The organism is Streptomyces sp. SID5643 (assembly GCF_009872555.1).
Taxonomy (GTDB): domain Bacteria; phylum Actinomycetota; class Actinomycetes; order Streptomycetales; family Streptomycetaceae; genus Streptomyces; species Streptomyces iakyrus.
Genome location: NZ_WWIC01000031.1, coordinates 13183 through 27869 on the forward strand (window position 1 = coordinate 13183; position 14687 = coordinate 27869).

Consider the following 14687-nt stretch of genomic DNA (forward strand, 5'->3'; position numbering starts at 1 on the left):
CACCGTGTTCGGTCAAGTTGATTTCTGGTCGATTGCGACTGGATTTCACGCCACACCCTCGTGGCCGAACCCTGCCCTCAGGAGCCGTCCATGCACGACCTCTCTCCCTCCGGATCCTCCCTCTCCGCTCCCAGCCGCCGCACCCTCCTGCGCGGCGTGGGCGGCGCCGCCCTGCTCGGCGCCGGCATACCCCTGCTGAGCGCCTGCGGCGGCAGCGGTTCGTCCGCCGACCCGAAGACGGTCAGCCTCGGCTCCAACTCGTCCGACGCCGTGCCGAAGAAGGCGTACGCCGAGATCTACGCCACCTTCACGAAGAAGTCCGGCATCAAGGTCGACGTGAACACCAAGGACCACAACACGTTCCAGGAGCAGATCAACTCCTATCTTCAGGGCACGCCGGACGACGTGTTCACCTGGTTCGCCGGCTACCGCATGCAGTTCTTCGCCTCGAAGCAGCTGGCCACGCCGATCGACGACGTGTGGCAGAAGATCGGCGGCAACTTCCCCGAGGCGATGCAGAAGCTCAGCAAGGGCGAGGACGGCAAGTACTACTTCGTGCCGCTGTACACGTACCCGTGGGCGGTGTTCTACCGCAAGAGCGTCTTCGCGCAGCACGGCTACGAAGTTCCCACCACCTGGGACGACTTCGTCGCCCTGTGCAAGCGGATGCAGAAGGACGGGCTGGTGCCGATCGCCTTCGGCGACAAGGACGCCTGGCCCGCGATGGGCACCTTCGACCAGATCAACTTCCGCACCAACGGCTACGACTTCCACGTCGAGCTGATGGCCGGCAAGGCCTCCTGGACCGACCCCAAGGTGCGCAAGGTCTTCGACCACTGGACGGAGCTCCTGCCCTACCACCAGGAGGGCGCGGTGGGCCGCACCTGGCAGGACGCGGCGCAGACCCTGGTGGCCAAGAAGGCCGGCATGTACCTCCTGGGCACCTTCGTCGGCCAGCAGTTCACGAACAAGGCCGACCTGGAGGACCTCGACTTCTTCGCCTTCCCGGAGATCGACCCGCAGTTCGGGCAGGACACCGTCGAGGCGCCGACCGACGGCTTCATGCTCTCCAAGGCCCCGAAGAACCGCGACGGCGCCGCCAAGCTCCTGGAGTACCTGGGCAGCCCCGAGGCCGAGCAGATCTACCTCAAGGCCGACTCCAGCGTGGTGGCCGCCTCCACCAAGGCGGACACCTCCTCCTACACCGCACTGCAGAAGAAGTCCTTCGAGATGATCTCCGGCGCGAAGAGCCTCACCCAGTTCATGGACCGCGACTCCCGCCCGGACTTCACGTCCACGGTGATGCAGCCCGCCCTGCAGAACTTCGTCCGCAACCCCAAGAACGTCGACAGCATCCTCTCGTCGATCGAACGCCAGAAGAAGACGATCTTCGCCTCCTCCTGACCGCCCACCGGAAACGGAGACTCGACGACTCGGATCCCCACATGACCGCCACCCCCGCGAAGGCTCCGGAGCCGGCCACCCAGCCGGCCCCGGGGCCCGCCCCCACGCCGCCGCCCGCCAACCTGCCCCACGGCCACCGGCGTCTGCTCACCCGCCGCGACCGCCTCACGCTCGGCCTGATGGCGGGCGTGCCCACGATTCTGCACGTCGCCCTGGTGTGGCTGACGGCGCTGGCCTCGATCGCTCTGGCCTTCACCACCTGGAACGGCATCGGCTTCGACTCCATCCAGTGGGTCGGACTGCAGAACTTCCGGGAGCTGTTCACCAGCAACCCGCAGTTCTGGCCCGCCGTCGAGCACAACGTGATCTGGTTCGTGGTGCTCATCGTGCTGCCCACGCCCTTCGGCCTGTTCCTGGCCGTGCAGCTGGACAAGAGGATCCGCTTCAGCCGCGTCTACCAGACCGCGTTCTTCCTGCCGGTCGTGATGTCGCTGGCGGTCATCGGGTTCGTCTGGCAACTGGTCTACAACCCCGACACCGGCCTGATCAACAGCATCATCGGCGCCAACAAGCCCGGCCACTACATCGACTGGATCGGCGACCCGGACCTGAACCTGTGGGCCGTGCTCATCGCCGCGTCCTGGCGGCACGCCGGCTACATGATGATCCTCTACCTGGCCGGCCTGAAGAGCGTCGACCCGGCCCTGCGCGAGGCCTCCGCCCTGGACGGCGCCAACGAGTGGCAGACGTTCAAGAACGTCGTCTTCCCGACCCTGCGTCCCACCAACACCGTCGTGCTGGTCGTCACGATCATCGAGGCGCTGCGCGCCTTCGACCTGGTCTTCGTCTTCAACAAGGGCGCTCAGGGCACCGAACTGCTGTCGATCCTGGTGACCAACAACATCATCGGGGAGTCCAGCCGCATCGGATACGGCTCCGCGATCGCCGTCGTCCTGCTGGTGATCTCGCTCGCGGTGATCATCCCCTACCTGATCGCCACCTTCCGGAAGGAGCGGCGCGCATGAGCTCCCTGAGCGCACCGGTCAAGCGGCGCACCCCGATCCGCCCCGCCCGGGTCCTGCTGCACACCTTCCTCGTCGTCACGGCACTGGCCTGGCTCGCGCCCCTGCTGTGGGCCCTGCTCGCGGCGATGCGCCCGTACGCCGAGACCAGCGCCAAGGGCTACGTCTCCTGGCCCGACAAACTCACCTTCGACAACTTCACAGGCGCCTTCCAGCAGTCGGAGATGCTGCACTACTTCGGCAACACGCTGCTGATCGCGGTCCCGGCGGTGCTGCTGACGCTGCTGCTGTCGTCGATGGTCGCCTTCTACGTCAGCCGCTTCGACTTCCGCCTCAACCTGTTCCTGCTGCTGGTGTTCACCGCCGGCAACCTGCTGCCCCAGCAGGTCATCATCACCCCGTTGTACCGCCTGTACCTGCTGATCGACCTGCCCGGCATCACCATGAGCGGCAAGCTCTACGACTCCGCGCTCGGCCTGGTGCTGATCCACGTGGCGTTCCAGTCCGGTTTCTGCGCGTTCGTGCTGAGCAACTACATGCGCTCCCTGCCGCACGAACTGACCGAGGCCGCCCTGGTCGACGGGGCCTCCGTGTGGCGGCTGTACTGGCAGATCGTGCTGCCGCTGTGCAAGCCGGCGATGGCCGCCCTGGCCACCCTGCTCTCGATCTGGATCTACAACGACTTCTTCTGGGCCATCGTCCTGATCTCCACCGGCGAGAACATGCCGATCACCTCGGCGCTGAACAACCTCTCCGGCCAGTACTTCACCGACCCCAACCTGGTCGCCGCCGGCGCCCTGCTCACCGCGATCCCCACCCTGATCGTCTACTTCGCGCTCCAACGCCAGTTCGTCAGCGGCCTCACCCTCGGCGCCAACAAGGGCTGACGCGCGCCCCGGAAGAGAACCCCGTGCACCCGACGGTGTGCCCCGTCACCCGCCTCTTCCGGGCCGTACCACTGAAGGGCCTGGCCGGTCACGGAGGACAGGGGCGGGGCGCGGCACTCCCCTAATCGTGCCGCGCCCCGCCCCCCGTCCCCCGTCGGTCAGACCGCCTCGACCTCGGGCAGCGCCCCGGTCCGCGCCGCCCGGCCGTACCACCGGGCGCTCGTCTTCGGCGTGCGCTCCAGCGTCGCGTAGTCCACGTACACCGCGCCGAAGCGCTTGCCGTAGCCGTAGGACCACTCGAAGTTGTCCATCAGGGACCACAGGTAGTAGCCGCGGACGTCCGCGCCGTCGGCGATCGCCCGGCGGACCGCCGACAGATGGCCGTGGAGGTAGGCCACCCGGTCCGGGTCGTGCACGCGGCCGTCGGAGTCGATCTTGTCGTCGTAGGCCGCGCCGTTCTCCGTGATGTACAGCGGCAGGCCCGGTGCCTCCCTGGTGTAGCGCATGATCAGCTCGTGCAGGCCGGTCGGGTCGATCGTCCAGCCCATCTCGGTGCGGTCGCCGGGCGTCTGGTGGAAGGCGACGTCGTCCGCGGCCGGCCACGGCGAGTGGTCGCTCGCCCCGTGGCCGTCGGCGCGCGGCGCCTTCGCCGACGCGTCCGCCGCCGAGACCAGTGCGGGTGTGTAGTAGTTGAGGCCCAGCGCGTCCAGCGGCTGGTTGACCAGCTCCAGGTCGCCGTCGAGGACGTAGTCCCAGTCCGTGAGGGACGCCGTGGCCACGTACAGGGACTCCGGGTAGGCGCCGTGCAGCATCGGCCCGTGGAACACGCCGTTGGCCAGGTCGTCGATCCTGCGGGCCGCCGCCAGATCCGCCGGATCCTGCGAAAGCGGGCGCACCACCGAGGAGTTGAGGCTGACCGCGACGGTGTTGCGGGCCGGCATCACCGACCGCAGCGCGGACGCGCCCAGCCCGTGCGCCAGGTTCAGGTGGTGCGCGGCGCGCAGCGAGGCCACCGGGTCCGTACGGCCCGGGGCGTGCACCCCGGAGGCATAACCCAGGAACGCGCTGCACCACGGCTCGTTGAGCGTGATCCACTGCTCCACCCGGTCGCCCAGCGCCTCGCCGACGATCTGCGCGTACTCCGCGAACCGGTACGCCGTGTCGCGCTCGGGCCAGCCCCCCGCGTCCTCCAGCTCCTGCGGCAGGTCCCAGTGGTAGAGGGTGACGGCCGGCTTGATGTCCTTGGACAGCAGCTCGTCCACCAGCCGCCGGTAGAAGTCCAGGCCCTTCTGCACGGCCGGGCCCCGGCCGGTCGGCTGCACCCGCGACCACGAGATGGAGAAGCGGTAGGCGCCCAGGCCCAGCTCCGCCATCAGCGCCACGTCGTCGCGGTAGCGGTGGTAGTGGTCGACAGCGATGTCACCGGTCTCACCACCGGCCGTCTTGCCCGGCGTATGGCTGAAGGTGTCCCAGATCGACGGCGTACGGCCGTCCTCCCGCACCGCGCCCTCGATCTGGTACGCGGACGTCGCCGCGCCCCACAGGAAGGCGGGCGGGAAGGTCACCGCGGTGGCCGGGTTCTCGGAGTCAGGCATGGAAGCGCTCCCAAAGGGTTCGAGGAGACCGATGTCGGAGGGGGAGGGGAGAAGAGAAGGGGGCCGGAGCGGCGCTGACCCGGCCCCGGGAAGGATCAGCCCTTGACGGCACCCTGCATGATGCCGCCCACGATCTGCTTGCCGAAGATCGCGAAGACCAGCAGCAGCGGCAGTGTGCCCAGCAGGGCGCCCGCCATGATCAGGGACTGGTCGGGGGTGTAGCCGCGGCCCAGGCCCGCGACCGCGACCTGCACGGTCGGGTTGCCCATCTGGGTCAGCACCAGGAAGGGCCACATGAAGTCGTTCCAGGTCTGCACGAACGTCAGCATCCCGAGCACGGCCATCGCGGGCCGGGCCGCCGGGAACACCACGTGCCACACCACGCGCCAGCTGCTCGCGCCGTCCACCCGGGCCGCCTCGATGATCTCGTCGGGCAGCGCCTGGATCAGGTACTGCCGCATGAAGAACACGCCGAACGCGCTCACCAGCGACGGCAGGATCACCGCCTGCAACTGGTCGGTCCAGTCGAGCTTGGCGACCATCATGTACAGCGGGATCACACTCAGCTGCGGCGGCACCATCATCGTGCCGATCACGATCAGCATCAGCGCGCCGCGGCCCCTGAACCGCAGCTTGGCGAAGGCGAAACCGGCGATCGTCGACATGAACACGATGGTCAGTGCCGAAGTGCCCGCCACGATCGTGGTGTTGAAGAACGCCTCACCCAGGTTGGCGTCCTTCCAGGCGATCTCCAGCTTGTCGAACAGACCCGAACCGAACCAGAACGGCGGTGGTGTCTGCGCGAGCCGCTGGTTGTCACGCGAGGCGGCGATCGCCGTCCACACCAGCGGGAACAGCGAAACGAGCGTGAACACGATGAGGATCGCGTACGCGATCGGGCCACCGTGCAGCTGCCCGCCGGCCCGCGCGGACTTCGGCAGCCGGGGGCGCTTGGTCTTCTCGACGGGCTCGGTCTCCGGGGGCGTCACAGTCGTCGTCACGGCCACAACTCCTAACTACTGGCGCGCAGCCGGCGCGAGATGACGTAGTTGACGATGCCGATGACGATCAGGATCAGGAACATCGTCCAGGCGATCGCCGAGGCACGGCCCAGGTGCTGGGCGACCCAGCCCTGCTCGTACAGATACAGGCCCAGCGTCTGGAACTGGTGCTCCGCGCCGCCGGAGGTGCCCTTGTTGGCGTCGAACAGCAGCGGCTCGCCGAAGACCTGGCTCGCCCCGATCGTCGAGACGACACAGGTGAACAGGATCGTCGGACGCAGCGCCGGCAGCGTCACATGGATGAACTGCTGCCAGCGGTTGGCCCCGTCCAGGGCGGCCGACTCGTAGAGGTCGTGCGGGATGGCCTGCATCGCGGCGAGGTAGATCAGCGCGTTGTAGCCGGTCCAGCGCCAGATGATGATCGACGAGACGGCGATCTGCGAGGGCCACTTGTCGTTCTGCCAGTCGACCGGGTTGATGCCGACTGTGTCGAGCGCCCAGTTGATCATGCCGTAGTCACGGCCGAAGAGCAGCACGAACACCAGCGAGGCGGCGGCGATCGACGTCGCGTACGGCGCGAGCATCGCGACCCGGAAGAACGTCGAGGCACGCAGCTTGTAGTTGAGGATGTGAGCGATGCCCATCGCCATCAGCAGCTGCGGAACGGTGGAGATGATGCCGATGGTCAGGGTGTTCTTCGCCGCGTTCCAGAAGAAGTCGTCGTCGAAGATCCGGGTGTAGTTGCGCAGCCCGACCCAGTTCATGTCGGTCGGCGCGGTCAGCTCCACCTGGTGCAGCGAGGCCCAGCCCGTGTAGATCAGCGGGAACAGGCCGAACGCGATGAACAGCAGGAAGAACGGGGACACGAACGCGTACGGGCTCCAGCGGATGTCCCGCTGCCAGCGCCGGGACAGCCGGTCCCGGCGCCGCCGCTCCTTCTCCACGGCGGCGTCCTCGGGCGGGCGGCCCGGGGCCGCGCCCCCCTTCACGGGGGACGCGGCGGTGTCGTGACGGGTGGTCATCCGGGTCACTGGTCCAGCTTGTTGTCGATGGTCTTGACCGCGGAGTCCCAGGCCTCCTTGGCGGACTTGCCCTTCGTGGCGAGGATGACGCCGTTGTCCGTCAGGCCCTGCATGATGATCTGGTCCTTCGGTCCGATCACCTGGACCGGGGCGGCCTTGGCGGCCTCCGCGAAGATCGGGCCGATCTTCTGGTCACCGGTCATCTCGTTCGTCGCACCCGTCACTTCGGGCATGGTGTAGGCGGACGGGGCGCTCGGGAAGCTGGCCTGCACCTTGAACAGCTTCGCCTGCTGCTCCGGCGCGGTGAGCCAGGTCACGAACTTCTGCGCCTCCTTCACGTTCTTGCCGCTCTTGGGCACGGTGAGGAAGGTGCCGCCCCAGTTGCCGCCCTTGGGCGCGACGGCCACGGCCCACTTGCCGGCGGCGTCGGGCTTGGAGTTGCCCTTGATCGTGCCCAGCATCCACGGCGGACAGGCGATCGCGGCGAACTTGTTGTTGGCGATCGTGGAGTTCCAGGACGGCTGGAACTGGGTCTGCGACTGGACCAGGCCCTTCTTGGCCGCATCCGCGGTCAGGTTGAAGGCGGCCTTCACAGCCGGGTTCGACTTGTAGATGACCTCACCGGAGGAGTCGTAGAACTTCTCCTTCTCGCTGCCGAGGATCGCCTGGATCAGGCCGCCCGGGGAGTCCATGAAGAAGGTGCCCTTGGGAGCCTTCGACTTGTACCGCTCGCCGACCTCGACGAGCTTGGCCCAGTCACCGGCCCACAGCTTGCCGACCTCGGCGGGGTCGGTGGGCAGACCGGCCTGCTTGAAGAGGTCCGTGCGGTAGCAGATCGCCATGGGGCCGACGTCGGTGCCGAGGCCGACCGTCTTGCCGTCCTTGGTGGTGGCCTGCTGCCACTTCCAGGGCAGCCACTTGCTCTTGTCCACGCCCGGCGCCTTGGACATGTCCTCGAGCTTGTCGGCCTGGGTGGCCGTCACCTCGGCGATGTTGGCGACCTCGACGGCCTGGACGTCCAGCAGGCCGCTGTTGGTGGTCAGGTGGTTGAGCAGCGCGGGGTAGTAGTTCTCGTTGCGCTCGACGACGTTCTGCTCGATCTTGATCTTCGGGTTGAGCTTCTCGTACTCGTCGTAGAGACCGGCTTCCTTGAAGCCCATGGTGCCGAAGAGACCCACCGAGATGGTGGTCTTGCCGCCGCTGTCGCCGTCCGACGAGTCGGAGCCGCCCTTTCCGCCGTCGTCGGCACAGCCGGCCAGCAGCCCGGCGCCCAGCGACGCGACGGCCGCGACGACCATCGCCTTGCGGGCGGTTCGGATGCGTGCTCGCATGTCGTCCTCCTGTTGCCCTGACGTGCCGACCCCCCGGCCAACTGCATCGTCGGACCGTTTTACGCGCTAAAAGGCTCGGGCGGGGAACGTGCGGGTTGTGTATGTGTCAGGTAGTGTGGGAGCGCTCCCACCGGTGATGTGTTGAAGAGTCCCCGGTCGCGGCGGGGGTGTCAAGGGACCGGACACAGAGAGATGCGTTCAGTTATAGGGCTGTTAACTGGACCCGTAACGGGCTCCATTGAGGCCCGGGACAGCGATATCAAGCCGGTCCGGGCGCCGCTCGTACCGGCTCGTCGGGCCGAAGCGGAAGGCCGGGGGCGGTCAGCCCTCGGCGGCAGTCACAGGGCTGACGAGCCTGTTAAATTCCAGGCCAGTCGCAGAGTGCGGGCGTGGACGGGAAGGCGGAGCCCATGGCAACCCACGGAGCGCGGGGCCGAAGTGGTGGCCGGCCCACCCTCGAAGAGGTGGCGGCGCGCGCCGGTGTCGGCCGCGGCACCGTCTCGCGGGTGATCAACGGCTCGCCCCGGGTCAGCGACGCGACCCGCGCGGCCGTCGAGGCGGCGGTCGCGGAGCTCGGCTACGTCCCCAACACCGCGGCCCGCGCGCTGGCCGCCAACCGTACGGACGCGATCGCGCTGGTCGTGCCCGAGCCGGAGACCCGGTTCTTCGCCGAGCCCTACTTCTCGGACATGCTGAAGGGCGTCGGGGCCGCGCTGGCCGACACGGAGATGCAGCTGCTGCTGATCTTCGCGGGCAACGAGCGCGAACGGGCCCGCCTCGCCCAGTACCTGGCGGCGCACCGCGTGGACGGCGTCCTGCTGGTCTCGGTGCACGCGGACGACCCGCTGCCCGACCTGCTGGCCCAGCTGGAGATCCCGGCGGTGATCAGCGGCCCGCGCTCGTCGGCGGAGACCCTGCCGTCGGTCGACTCGGACAACTACGGCGGCGCACGCCAGGCCGTCGAGCACCTGCTGTCCCGGGGCCGGACCCGGGTGGCCCACATCACCGGCCGCCTCGACGTCTACGGTGCCCAGCGCCGCGTCGACGGCTACCGCGAGGCCATGAGCGACGCCGGCCACGGGGTGGACGAGGGGCTGATCGAGGCGGGGGACTTCACCGAGGAGGGCGGGTACGGGGCCATGATGGCCCTGCTGGAGCGCCACCCCGACATCGACGCGGTGTTCGCCGCCTCCGACGTCACCGCGGCCGGCGCCCGCCGTGCGCTGCTCGACGCGGGCCGCCGCATCCCCCAGGACGTGGCGCTCGTCGGCTACGACGACTCCGCCATCGCCCGCCACATGGAACCGCCGCTGACCAGTGTCCGCCAGCCGATCGAGGAGATGGGCCGCCGGATGATAGACCTCCTCCTCACCGAGGTCGCCGACCGCCGCCCGCTCGCGTCCCGGGGCCTGGAGCGCCGGCAGATGGTCCTGGCCACGGAGCTGGTGTCCCGGTCGTCGTCGTGACGCCCCACCGGCTCCTGGACGCCACCGAGGTGCCCCGGCCGCGCCCTGCCTGCGGAGGGTGGGTGAGGTGTTGCGCGCCTTCCGCGAGCAGGATTCGGGCTGCGTGTCGTACGGGGTCCGGCCGGCGGACGGGGAACGCCGGTTGGTGAAGGAGGCGACGACCGCGCCGCGGCCGGGCGATCGCTCGACCGGGCCCGGACCTTCCACCGCGCGGTAGGCCACCCGGCGATCGTCGCCCAGCCCCACCGCCCCTCCGCCCGCTCCGGCGGGCCGGCGATGGTGACGCCGTGGCACTCCGGAGAGGTTCTCCACCACCCGACCCTGCACCGCGGCGGCGGCCGCGCCCCTGGCCCGCTTCCTTCCGTCGCCCCGGTCCTGCGCGCGGCAGGGCCTTCCCCTCGCCGACGCCGGTGGCCTCCGGACGATCGACCTCGACGAGTACCGCCCTGGCCCGTTCATCCTGGAGGCGGACCGCCCTGCCGGGCCCGCGCCGCTTCATGGCGCCGGAGGAATCGCGGCGCGGCTCCGCATCGCCGGCCGCACGACGGTCCACGCCCTGGGCCGGGCCATCCGCCTCCTCCTGGACGCGGGCGACGAGGAACGGACCGGGCGGGGCTCGGCGGATCAACTGGCCGTGCTGGACCGGGCCGTGCGGTCGGACCCGGCCGAACGATTCAGTTCGGTGGGGGAGTTGGCTGCCGTGTGGCGGCGCTCGGTGCGCTGAGGCCGGGGTGGCGCCGCAGGGCCTCCACCCCGTCGGGCACGAACAGCCCCGTCCGGAGCGCCTCCCCGAGCTCCGCCTCGCTGACCCAGCCGTGCCAGGCGATCGCGGACGGGTCGGGGGTGAGGGGCTCGGAGACGACGGCCTCGTGCACCCCGAGCCAGTACGGGCTGATCGCCCCCCGGCAGAGGAACTTGAAGACGAACCGCACCCGCGCCCGGACGCCCAGTTCCTCGGCCAGCTCCCGGGCAGCCGCCTCCTCGTACGACTCGCCGACCTCGACGGCGCCGCCGATCAGCCAGTCGTAGTGCCCCGGGAACCGTGACACATGCTCCGGCCTGCGATGGACCAGCACCCGCCCGCGCGGATCACGGCACACGGTGGTCGCGATCCGGTGCGGCCAGCCGTTGCGGATCGCCTCGTCCCGGTCGACCACCCCGAGCACCCGGTCCCGCTCGTCGACCCGTTCCACCGGCTCACGCATGGGTTCACCATCGCACGCGCTCAGACCCGGGCCGGTTCTGGCCGCCGCAGCAGGTAGACCGCCGCCGTCACGACCAGGACGGCCATGCAGGCGATGAACACCAGCCCCGCGCCCTCCAGACCGACCGGACCGCTCAGGAGGCCGACGCCGATCACAGGCAGGGAGATGCCCGTGTAGGCGACGACGAACAGGGTCGAGATCACGGCGGCGCGCCGGTGCCCGGGGGAGGCCGCGGCCACGTCGGCGAGGGCGCCGCGGAACGCCAGCCCCTGGCCGACCCCGCCGACGAGCGCGCTGGCGACCAGCAGCGACATCTGTTCCCACCGCAGCGCGCCGGCGAGCAGCGCAAGACCGGCGAGGAGCCCGGCGCAGCCCAGCGGCAGGGAGCGCCGTACGCCGACCCGGCCGACCGCGAGTTGCCCGGCCGTCGAGGAGAAGAAGGCCAGCGCGACGATCAGCCCGCTCACGGCGTGGCCGTCCACGTGCAGCGACTCCGAGAGGAAGGCCGGGCTGACCGAGGTGAACACCCCGAACAGGGCGAACCCGACGAAGGAGGCGGTGGCGGCGGGGCCGAACACGGCCCGCACCTGCGGGGGCAGTGCGGGCCGCTGCGGGCGCACGGTGCGCAACGGCTGCCGCTCCCCGACCGTCTCCGCGAGCCGCAGCAGCACCGCGGCCGAGGCGGCCACGAGGGCGAGATGGGTGACGAACGGCAGGTACAGCGGCCATGCGGCGTACTGCGCGAGCAGCCCGGAGAGCAGGGGACCGCAGCCCAGTCCGCCCATGTTGGCGGCCGTCGCCACGAACGTGGCCCGGGAGGCGCCGCCCTCGGGCGCCAGCTCCATCACGTACGCCGTGGCGGCGCCGGTGAACAGCCCGGCGGACAGTCCCGACAGCAGTCGCCCCGCGTAGAGCCAGCCGAGGCCGGTGGCGCACAGGAAGCAGGCGGCGCTCAGCGCCGCGAAGCCCAGGCCGCACAGGAGCACCGGGCGCCTGCCCACGGCGTCGGAGGCGTCGCCGACCAGCAGCAGCACACCGATCACGGCGAAGGCGTAGAGGGCGTAGACCACGGTGACCGTCAGCTCGGAGAAGCCGAACTCGTCCTGGTAGAGGGGGTACAGGGGCGTCGGCAGGGTGGTGCCGGCCATACAGACGGCGAACACCGCCCCGCTGAGCACACACGCGCGCCATCCCGGGCGTCGACCGTCCATACCGCCGACGGTAGCCAGAGCGCCGCGCCGCCCCGGAGAGGCGCGCAAAAAGCTTCAGCCGGTGGCTTCTTCCGAAGCCACCGGCTGATTACTCAGGGTGAGTGACGGGACTTGAACCCGCGGCATCCTGGACCACAACCAGGTGCTCTACCAGCTGAGCTACACCCACCATGACCGGCTTGGAGGTCAGTGACTTCCCTGACCGGCCGAGAAAAAGTGTACAGGGTCCGAAGGGGTGCTCGCGCCCGGCTTTCGCGGCGCCCCCCGACGGGCCCCCGCGTGGCCCTACTGAGCAGGCAGGACGTGCTTCGCCGCGATCGTCTTCGCGGTGTCCGAGTCGGGCCCGGGCTGCGGGACGAACACGGCCTCGCGGTAGTAGCGCAGCTCCGCGATGGACTCGCGGATGTCGGCGAGCGCGCGATGGTTGCCGTTCTTCTGCGGGCTGTTGAAGTAGGCCCGCGGGTACCAGCGGCGGGCCAGCTCCTTGACCGACGACACGTCGACGATCCGGTAGTGGAGGTAGCCCTCCAGGGTCGGCATGTCGCGCAGCAGGAAGCCGCGGTCCGTGCCGACGGAGTTCCCGCACAGCGGCGCCTTGCCCGGCTCCTTGACGAACTCCCTCACGTACGTCAGGACCTGGTCCTCGGCGTCCTTCAGGGTGGTTCCGGCGGCCAGCTCGTCGAGCAGTCCGGAGGCGGTGTGCATCTGACGCACCACGTCCGGCATCGTCTCCAGGGCCTGCTCCGGCGGCCGGATGACGATGTCCACGCCCTCACCGAGCACGTTCAGCTCGGAGTCGGTCACGAGGGCGGCCACCTCGATGAGCGCGTCGTCCGACAGCGAGAGGCCGGTCATCTCGCAGTCGATCCACACCATGCGATCGTTCATGTGTCTAACCTTACGGCCCGCCGCCACCGGCCGGGCCGCCCGTGCCGGGAAAGCCGAGGGGCCCGCGAGGAGACGCGCTCCTCGCGGGCCCCGGCTACCGGATCAGGGCGCGCTGCGCTGCCCGGGCAGGCTGGCCGACAGCGCAGGGGACTGGCCCATCGCGCTCGCCGCCGCCGTACGGCGGGACTGAAGCGGCACCGGGTGCTCCGGGTGGAGCGGGGCCGGTGCCTGGCCGGGCTGGCCCGGGTGCCCGGCGTGGCCCGGATGGCCCGGCATGCCGGACCCGGGGCCGCCCGGTGCGCTCTCGGTGTCCTGGGGCCGCTCGCCCTGCGGGCGCCGGGCGCGGTAGGCGGCCCGGTACGCGGCCGGGGACGAGCCCAGCTGGCGGCGGAAGTGGCCGCGCAGGGCGACCGGCGACCGGAAGCCGCAGCGCCCCGCCACCTCGTCCACCGAGTAGTCCGACGTCTCCAGCAGGCGCTGTGCCTGGAGGACCCGCTGTGTGATCAGCCACTGCAGCGGAGCGCTCCCGGTCAGCGAGCGGAAGCGGCGGTCGAACGTACGCCGGCTCATGTACGCGCGTGCCGCCAGGGTCTCCACGTCGAACTGCTCGTGGAGGTGCTCCAGCGCCCAGGCGACGACCTCGGCGAGCGGGTCGGCGCCGATCTCCTCCGGTAAAGACCTGTCGAGGTAGCGCTCCTGCCCGCCGCTGCGGCGCGGCGGCACGACGAGCCGCCTGGCCAGGGCCCCGGCCGCCTCGTTGCCGTGGTCCGTGCGCACGATGTGCAGGCACAGGTCGATGCCCGCGGCCGTGCCCGCCGACGTCAGCACGTCGCCGTCGTCGACGAACAGCTCGCGCGGGTCCACGTGCACCGACGGGTAGCGCTTGGCCAGCGTCGGTGCGTACATCCAGTGTGTCGTCGCGGGGCGGCCGTCCAGCAGGCCCGCCGCCGCGAGGACGAAGGCGCCGGTGCACAGCCCGACGATGCGGGCGCCCTCCTCGTGGGCGCGGCGCAGCGCGTCGAGCGCCTCCTCCGGTGGTGGAGAAGTGATCGAACGCCAGGCCGGTACGACGACCGTGCCCGCGCGTGAGATCGCTTCCAGGCCATGTGGTGCGGTGAGTTCGAGTCCTCCGGTGGTCCGTAGCGGACCGTCCTCGCCCCCGCACACCAGCAGTCGGTAGCGCGGTACGCCGGCGTCCTGGCGGTCAACCCCGAACACCGACAACGGTATGGAACTCTCGAAGATGGGGCCGCCGCTGAACAGCAGCACCGCGACGATCTCCTTGCGGCGTCGCCCGGAAAGTTTCCGGGCCGCGGCTTCCGGCGCGGCAGTGGAGTCGTGGCTCATAACTGCTAAGCCCCCCTCGGTGGTCGCGGCTCCTCGGTTGTGTCGCTCCTGCACGTTTCCCCTCGGTCCTGCACGAGTCCCCCGCCGTAGACAGTCAAGATCGAATCTACTGTGTGCCGCCGTGCCGAAGTGGCCGGTTCACCACTCGGCACATTGTCGACTTGGCAACTTGGCGTGAAGCATTCGATCACGAAGCGTTGCACTCGTGGGGCGTGCAGGGAAGTGCGCCTTGTCGCAGTGGCCAATCCACGTAGGGTGCGCAGACCCCTTGAGGTCCTTTCCGTGCAGGTCGAACGGGGGTTGGGGGG

At 69.9% G+C, this 14687-nt stretch carries 12 protein-coding genes and 1 tRNA gene; 4 read left to right on the forward strand and 9 right to left on the reverse strand.

What is annotated here, in order from left to right:
* Positions 1-90 precede the first annotated feature (90 nt).
* From GTY56_RS03410 to GTY56_RS03420, 3 genes are read left to right on the forward strand one after another with little or no spacing between them, the layout of a single operon-like run.
* Positions 91-1404 carry an ABC transporter substrate-binding protein gene (locus GTY56_RS03410; protein WP_161362331.1) on the forward strand — a complete coding sequence of 438 codons (1314 nt, stop codon included), beginning with the start codon at positions 91-93 and terminating at the stop codon, positions 1402-1404.
* Positions 1405-1445: 41 nt separating this feature from the next.
* On the forward strand, positions 1446-2429 hold the full coding sequence (locus GTY56_RS03415) for a carbohydrate ABC transporter permease (protein WP_161362334.1): 984 nt from the start codon (positions 1446-1448) through the stop codon (positions 2427-2429).
* The gene (locus GTY56_RS03420; RefSeq protein ID WP_161362335.1) at positions 2426-3313 is read left to right on the forward strand and encodes a carbohydrate ABC transporter permease; all 888 of its coding nucleotides are present in this window, start codon (positions 2426-2428) and stop codon (positions 3311-3313) included. The genes GTY56_RS03415 and GTY56_RS03420 overlap by 4 nt, the downstream gene beginning before the upstream one ends.
* 158 nt (positions 3314-3471) lie before the next feature.
* Here the strand turns inward: GTY56_RS03420 and GTY56_RS03425 are convergent, their stop codons facing one another.
* The 4 genes from GTY56_RS03425 to GTY56_RS03440 form a co-directional block, all read right to left on the reverse strand.
* The gene (locus tag GTY56_RS03425) at positions 3472-4908 is read right to left on the reverse strand and encodes a GH1 family beta-glucosidase (RefSeq protein ID WP_161362337.1); all 1437 of its coding nucleotides are present in this window, start codon (positions 4906-4908) and stop codon (positions 3472-3474) included.
* Between the two features lie 95 nt (positions 4909-5003).
* Positions 5004-5909: an ABC transporter permease subunit gene (locus GTY56_RS03430; RefSeq protein ID WP_161362339.1), complete on the reverse strand. Its 906-nt coding sequence runs from the start codon at positions 5907-5909 to the stop codon at positions 5004-5006.
* A gap of 11 nt (positions 5910-5920) precedes the next feature.
* Entirely contained in the window at positions 5921-6931 is a 1011-nt protein-coding gene (locus GTY56_RS03435) for a carbohydrate ABC transporter permease (RefSeq protein ID WP_161362341.1), read from the reverse strand.
* Between the two features lie 5 nt (positions 6932-6936).
* Positions 6937-8262 carry an ABC transporter substrate-binding protein gene (locus tag GTY56_RS03440; RefSeq protein WP_161362343.1) on the reverse strand — a complete coding sequence of 442 codons (1326 nt, stop codon included), beginning with the start codon at positions 8260-8262 and terminating at the stop codon, positions 6937-6939.
* A 410-nt stretch (positions 8263-8672) separates the two neighbouring features.
* On the opposite strand from GTY56_RS03440, the gene GTY56_RS03445 reads away from it, so the two are divergent.
* A complete protein-coding gene (locus GTY56_RS03445; protein ID WP_161362344.1) occupies positions 8673-9728 on the forward strand; it encodes a LacI family DNA-binding transcriptional regulator in 1056 nt (351 codons plus the stop codon).
* 674 nt (positions 9729-10402) lie between these two features.
* Here GTY56_RS03445 and GTY56_RS03450 read toward each other — a convergent pair.
* The 5 genes from GTY56_RS03450 to GTY56_RS03470 all read right to left on the reverse strand — a co-directional run bounded on the left by GTY56_RS03450 (position 10403) and on the right by GTY56_RS03470 (position 14379).
* Entirely contained in the window at positions 10403-10933 is a 531-nt protein-coding gene (locus GTY56_RS03450) for an NUDIX hydrolase (protein WP_161362346.1), read from the reverse strand.
* A gap of 20 nt (positions 10934-10953) precedes the next feature.
* Positions 10954-12144 (reverse strand): MFS transporter, encoded by a 1191-nt coding sequence (locus tag GTY56_RS03455; protein WP_161362348.1) that lies wholly within the window; start codon positions 12142-12144, stop codon positions 10954-10956.
* A gap of 96 nt (positions 12145-12240) precedes the next feature.
* A tRNA-His gene (locus GTY56_RS03460) sits at positions 12241-12313 on the reverse strand.
* A gap of 116 nt (positions 12314-12429) precedes the next feature.
* Complete coding sequence (gene orn / locus GTY56_RS03465) at positions 12430-13032, reverse strand: oligoribonuclease (RefSeq protein ID WP_161362350.1); 603 nt, start codon at positions 13030-13032, stop codon at positions 12430-12432.
* A 102-nt stretch (positions 13033-13134) separates the two neighbouring features.
* Entirely contained in the window at positions 13135-14379 is a 1245-nt protein-coding gene (locus GTY56_RS03470; RefSeq protein WP_161362352.1) for a helix-turn-helix domain-containing protein, read from the reverse strand.
* Positions 14380-14687: the final 308 nt, after the last annotated feature.

Bases quoted from the DNA above. Each gene is read 5' to 3' on its own strand.
- GTY56_RS03410 (WP_161362331.1), top strand. From the start codon at position 91: ATGCACGACCTCTCTCCCTCCGGATCCTCCCTCTCCGCTCCCAGCCGC.
- GTY56_RS03415 (WP_161362334.1), top strand. From the start codon at position 1,446: ATGACCGCCACCCCCGCGAAGGCTCCGGAGCCGGCCACCCAGCCGGCC.
- GTY56_RS03420 (WP_161362335.1), top strand. From the start codon at position 2,426: ATGAGCTCCCTGAGCGCACCGGTCAAGCGGCGCACCCCGATCCGCCCC.
- GTY56_RS03425 (WP_161362337.1), bottom strand. From the start codon at position 4,908: ATGCCTGACTCCGAGAACCCGGCCACCGCGGTGACCTTCCCGCCCGCC.
- GTY56_RS03435 (WP_161362341.1), bottom strand. From the start codon at position 6,931: ATGACCACCCGTCACGACACCGCCGCGTCCCCCGTGAAGGGGGGCGCG.
- GTY56_RS03440 (WP_161362343.1), bottom strand. From the start codon at position 8,262: ATGCGAGCACGCATCCGAACCGCCCGCAAGGCGATGGTCGTCGCGGCC.
- GTY56_RS03445 (WP_161362344.1), top strand. From the start codon at position 8,673: ATGGCAACCCACGGAGCGCGGGGCCGAAGTGGTGGCCGGCCCACCCTC.
- GTY56_RS03450 (WP_161362346.1), bottom strand. From the start codon at position 10,933: ATGCGTGAGCCGGTGGAACGGGTCGACGAGCGGGACCGGGTGCTCGGG.
- GTY56_RS03455 (WP_161362348.1), bottom strand. From the start codon at position 12,144: ATGGACGGTCGACGCCCGGGATGGCGCGCGTGTGTGCTCAGCGGGGCG.
- orn (WP_161362350.1), bottom strand. From the start codon at position 13,032: ATGAACGATCGCATGGTGTGGATCGACTGCGAGATGACCGGCCTCTCG.
- GTY56_RS03470 (WP_161362352.1), bottom strand. From the start codon at position 14,379: ATGAGCCACGACTCCACTGCCGCGCCGGAAGCCGCGGCCCGGAAACTT.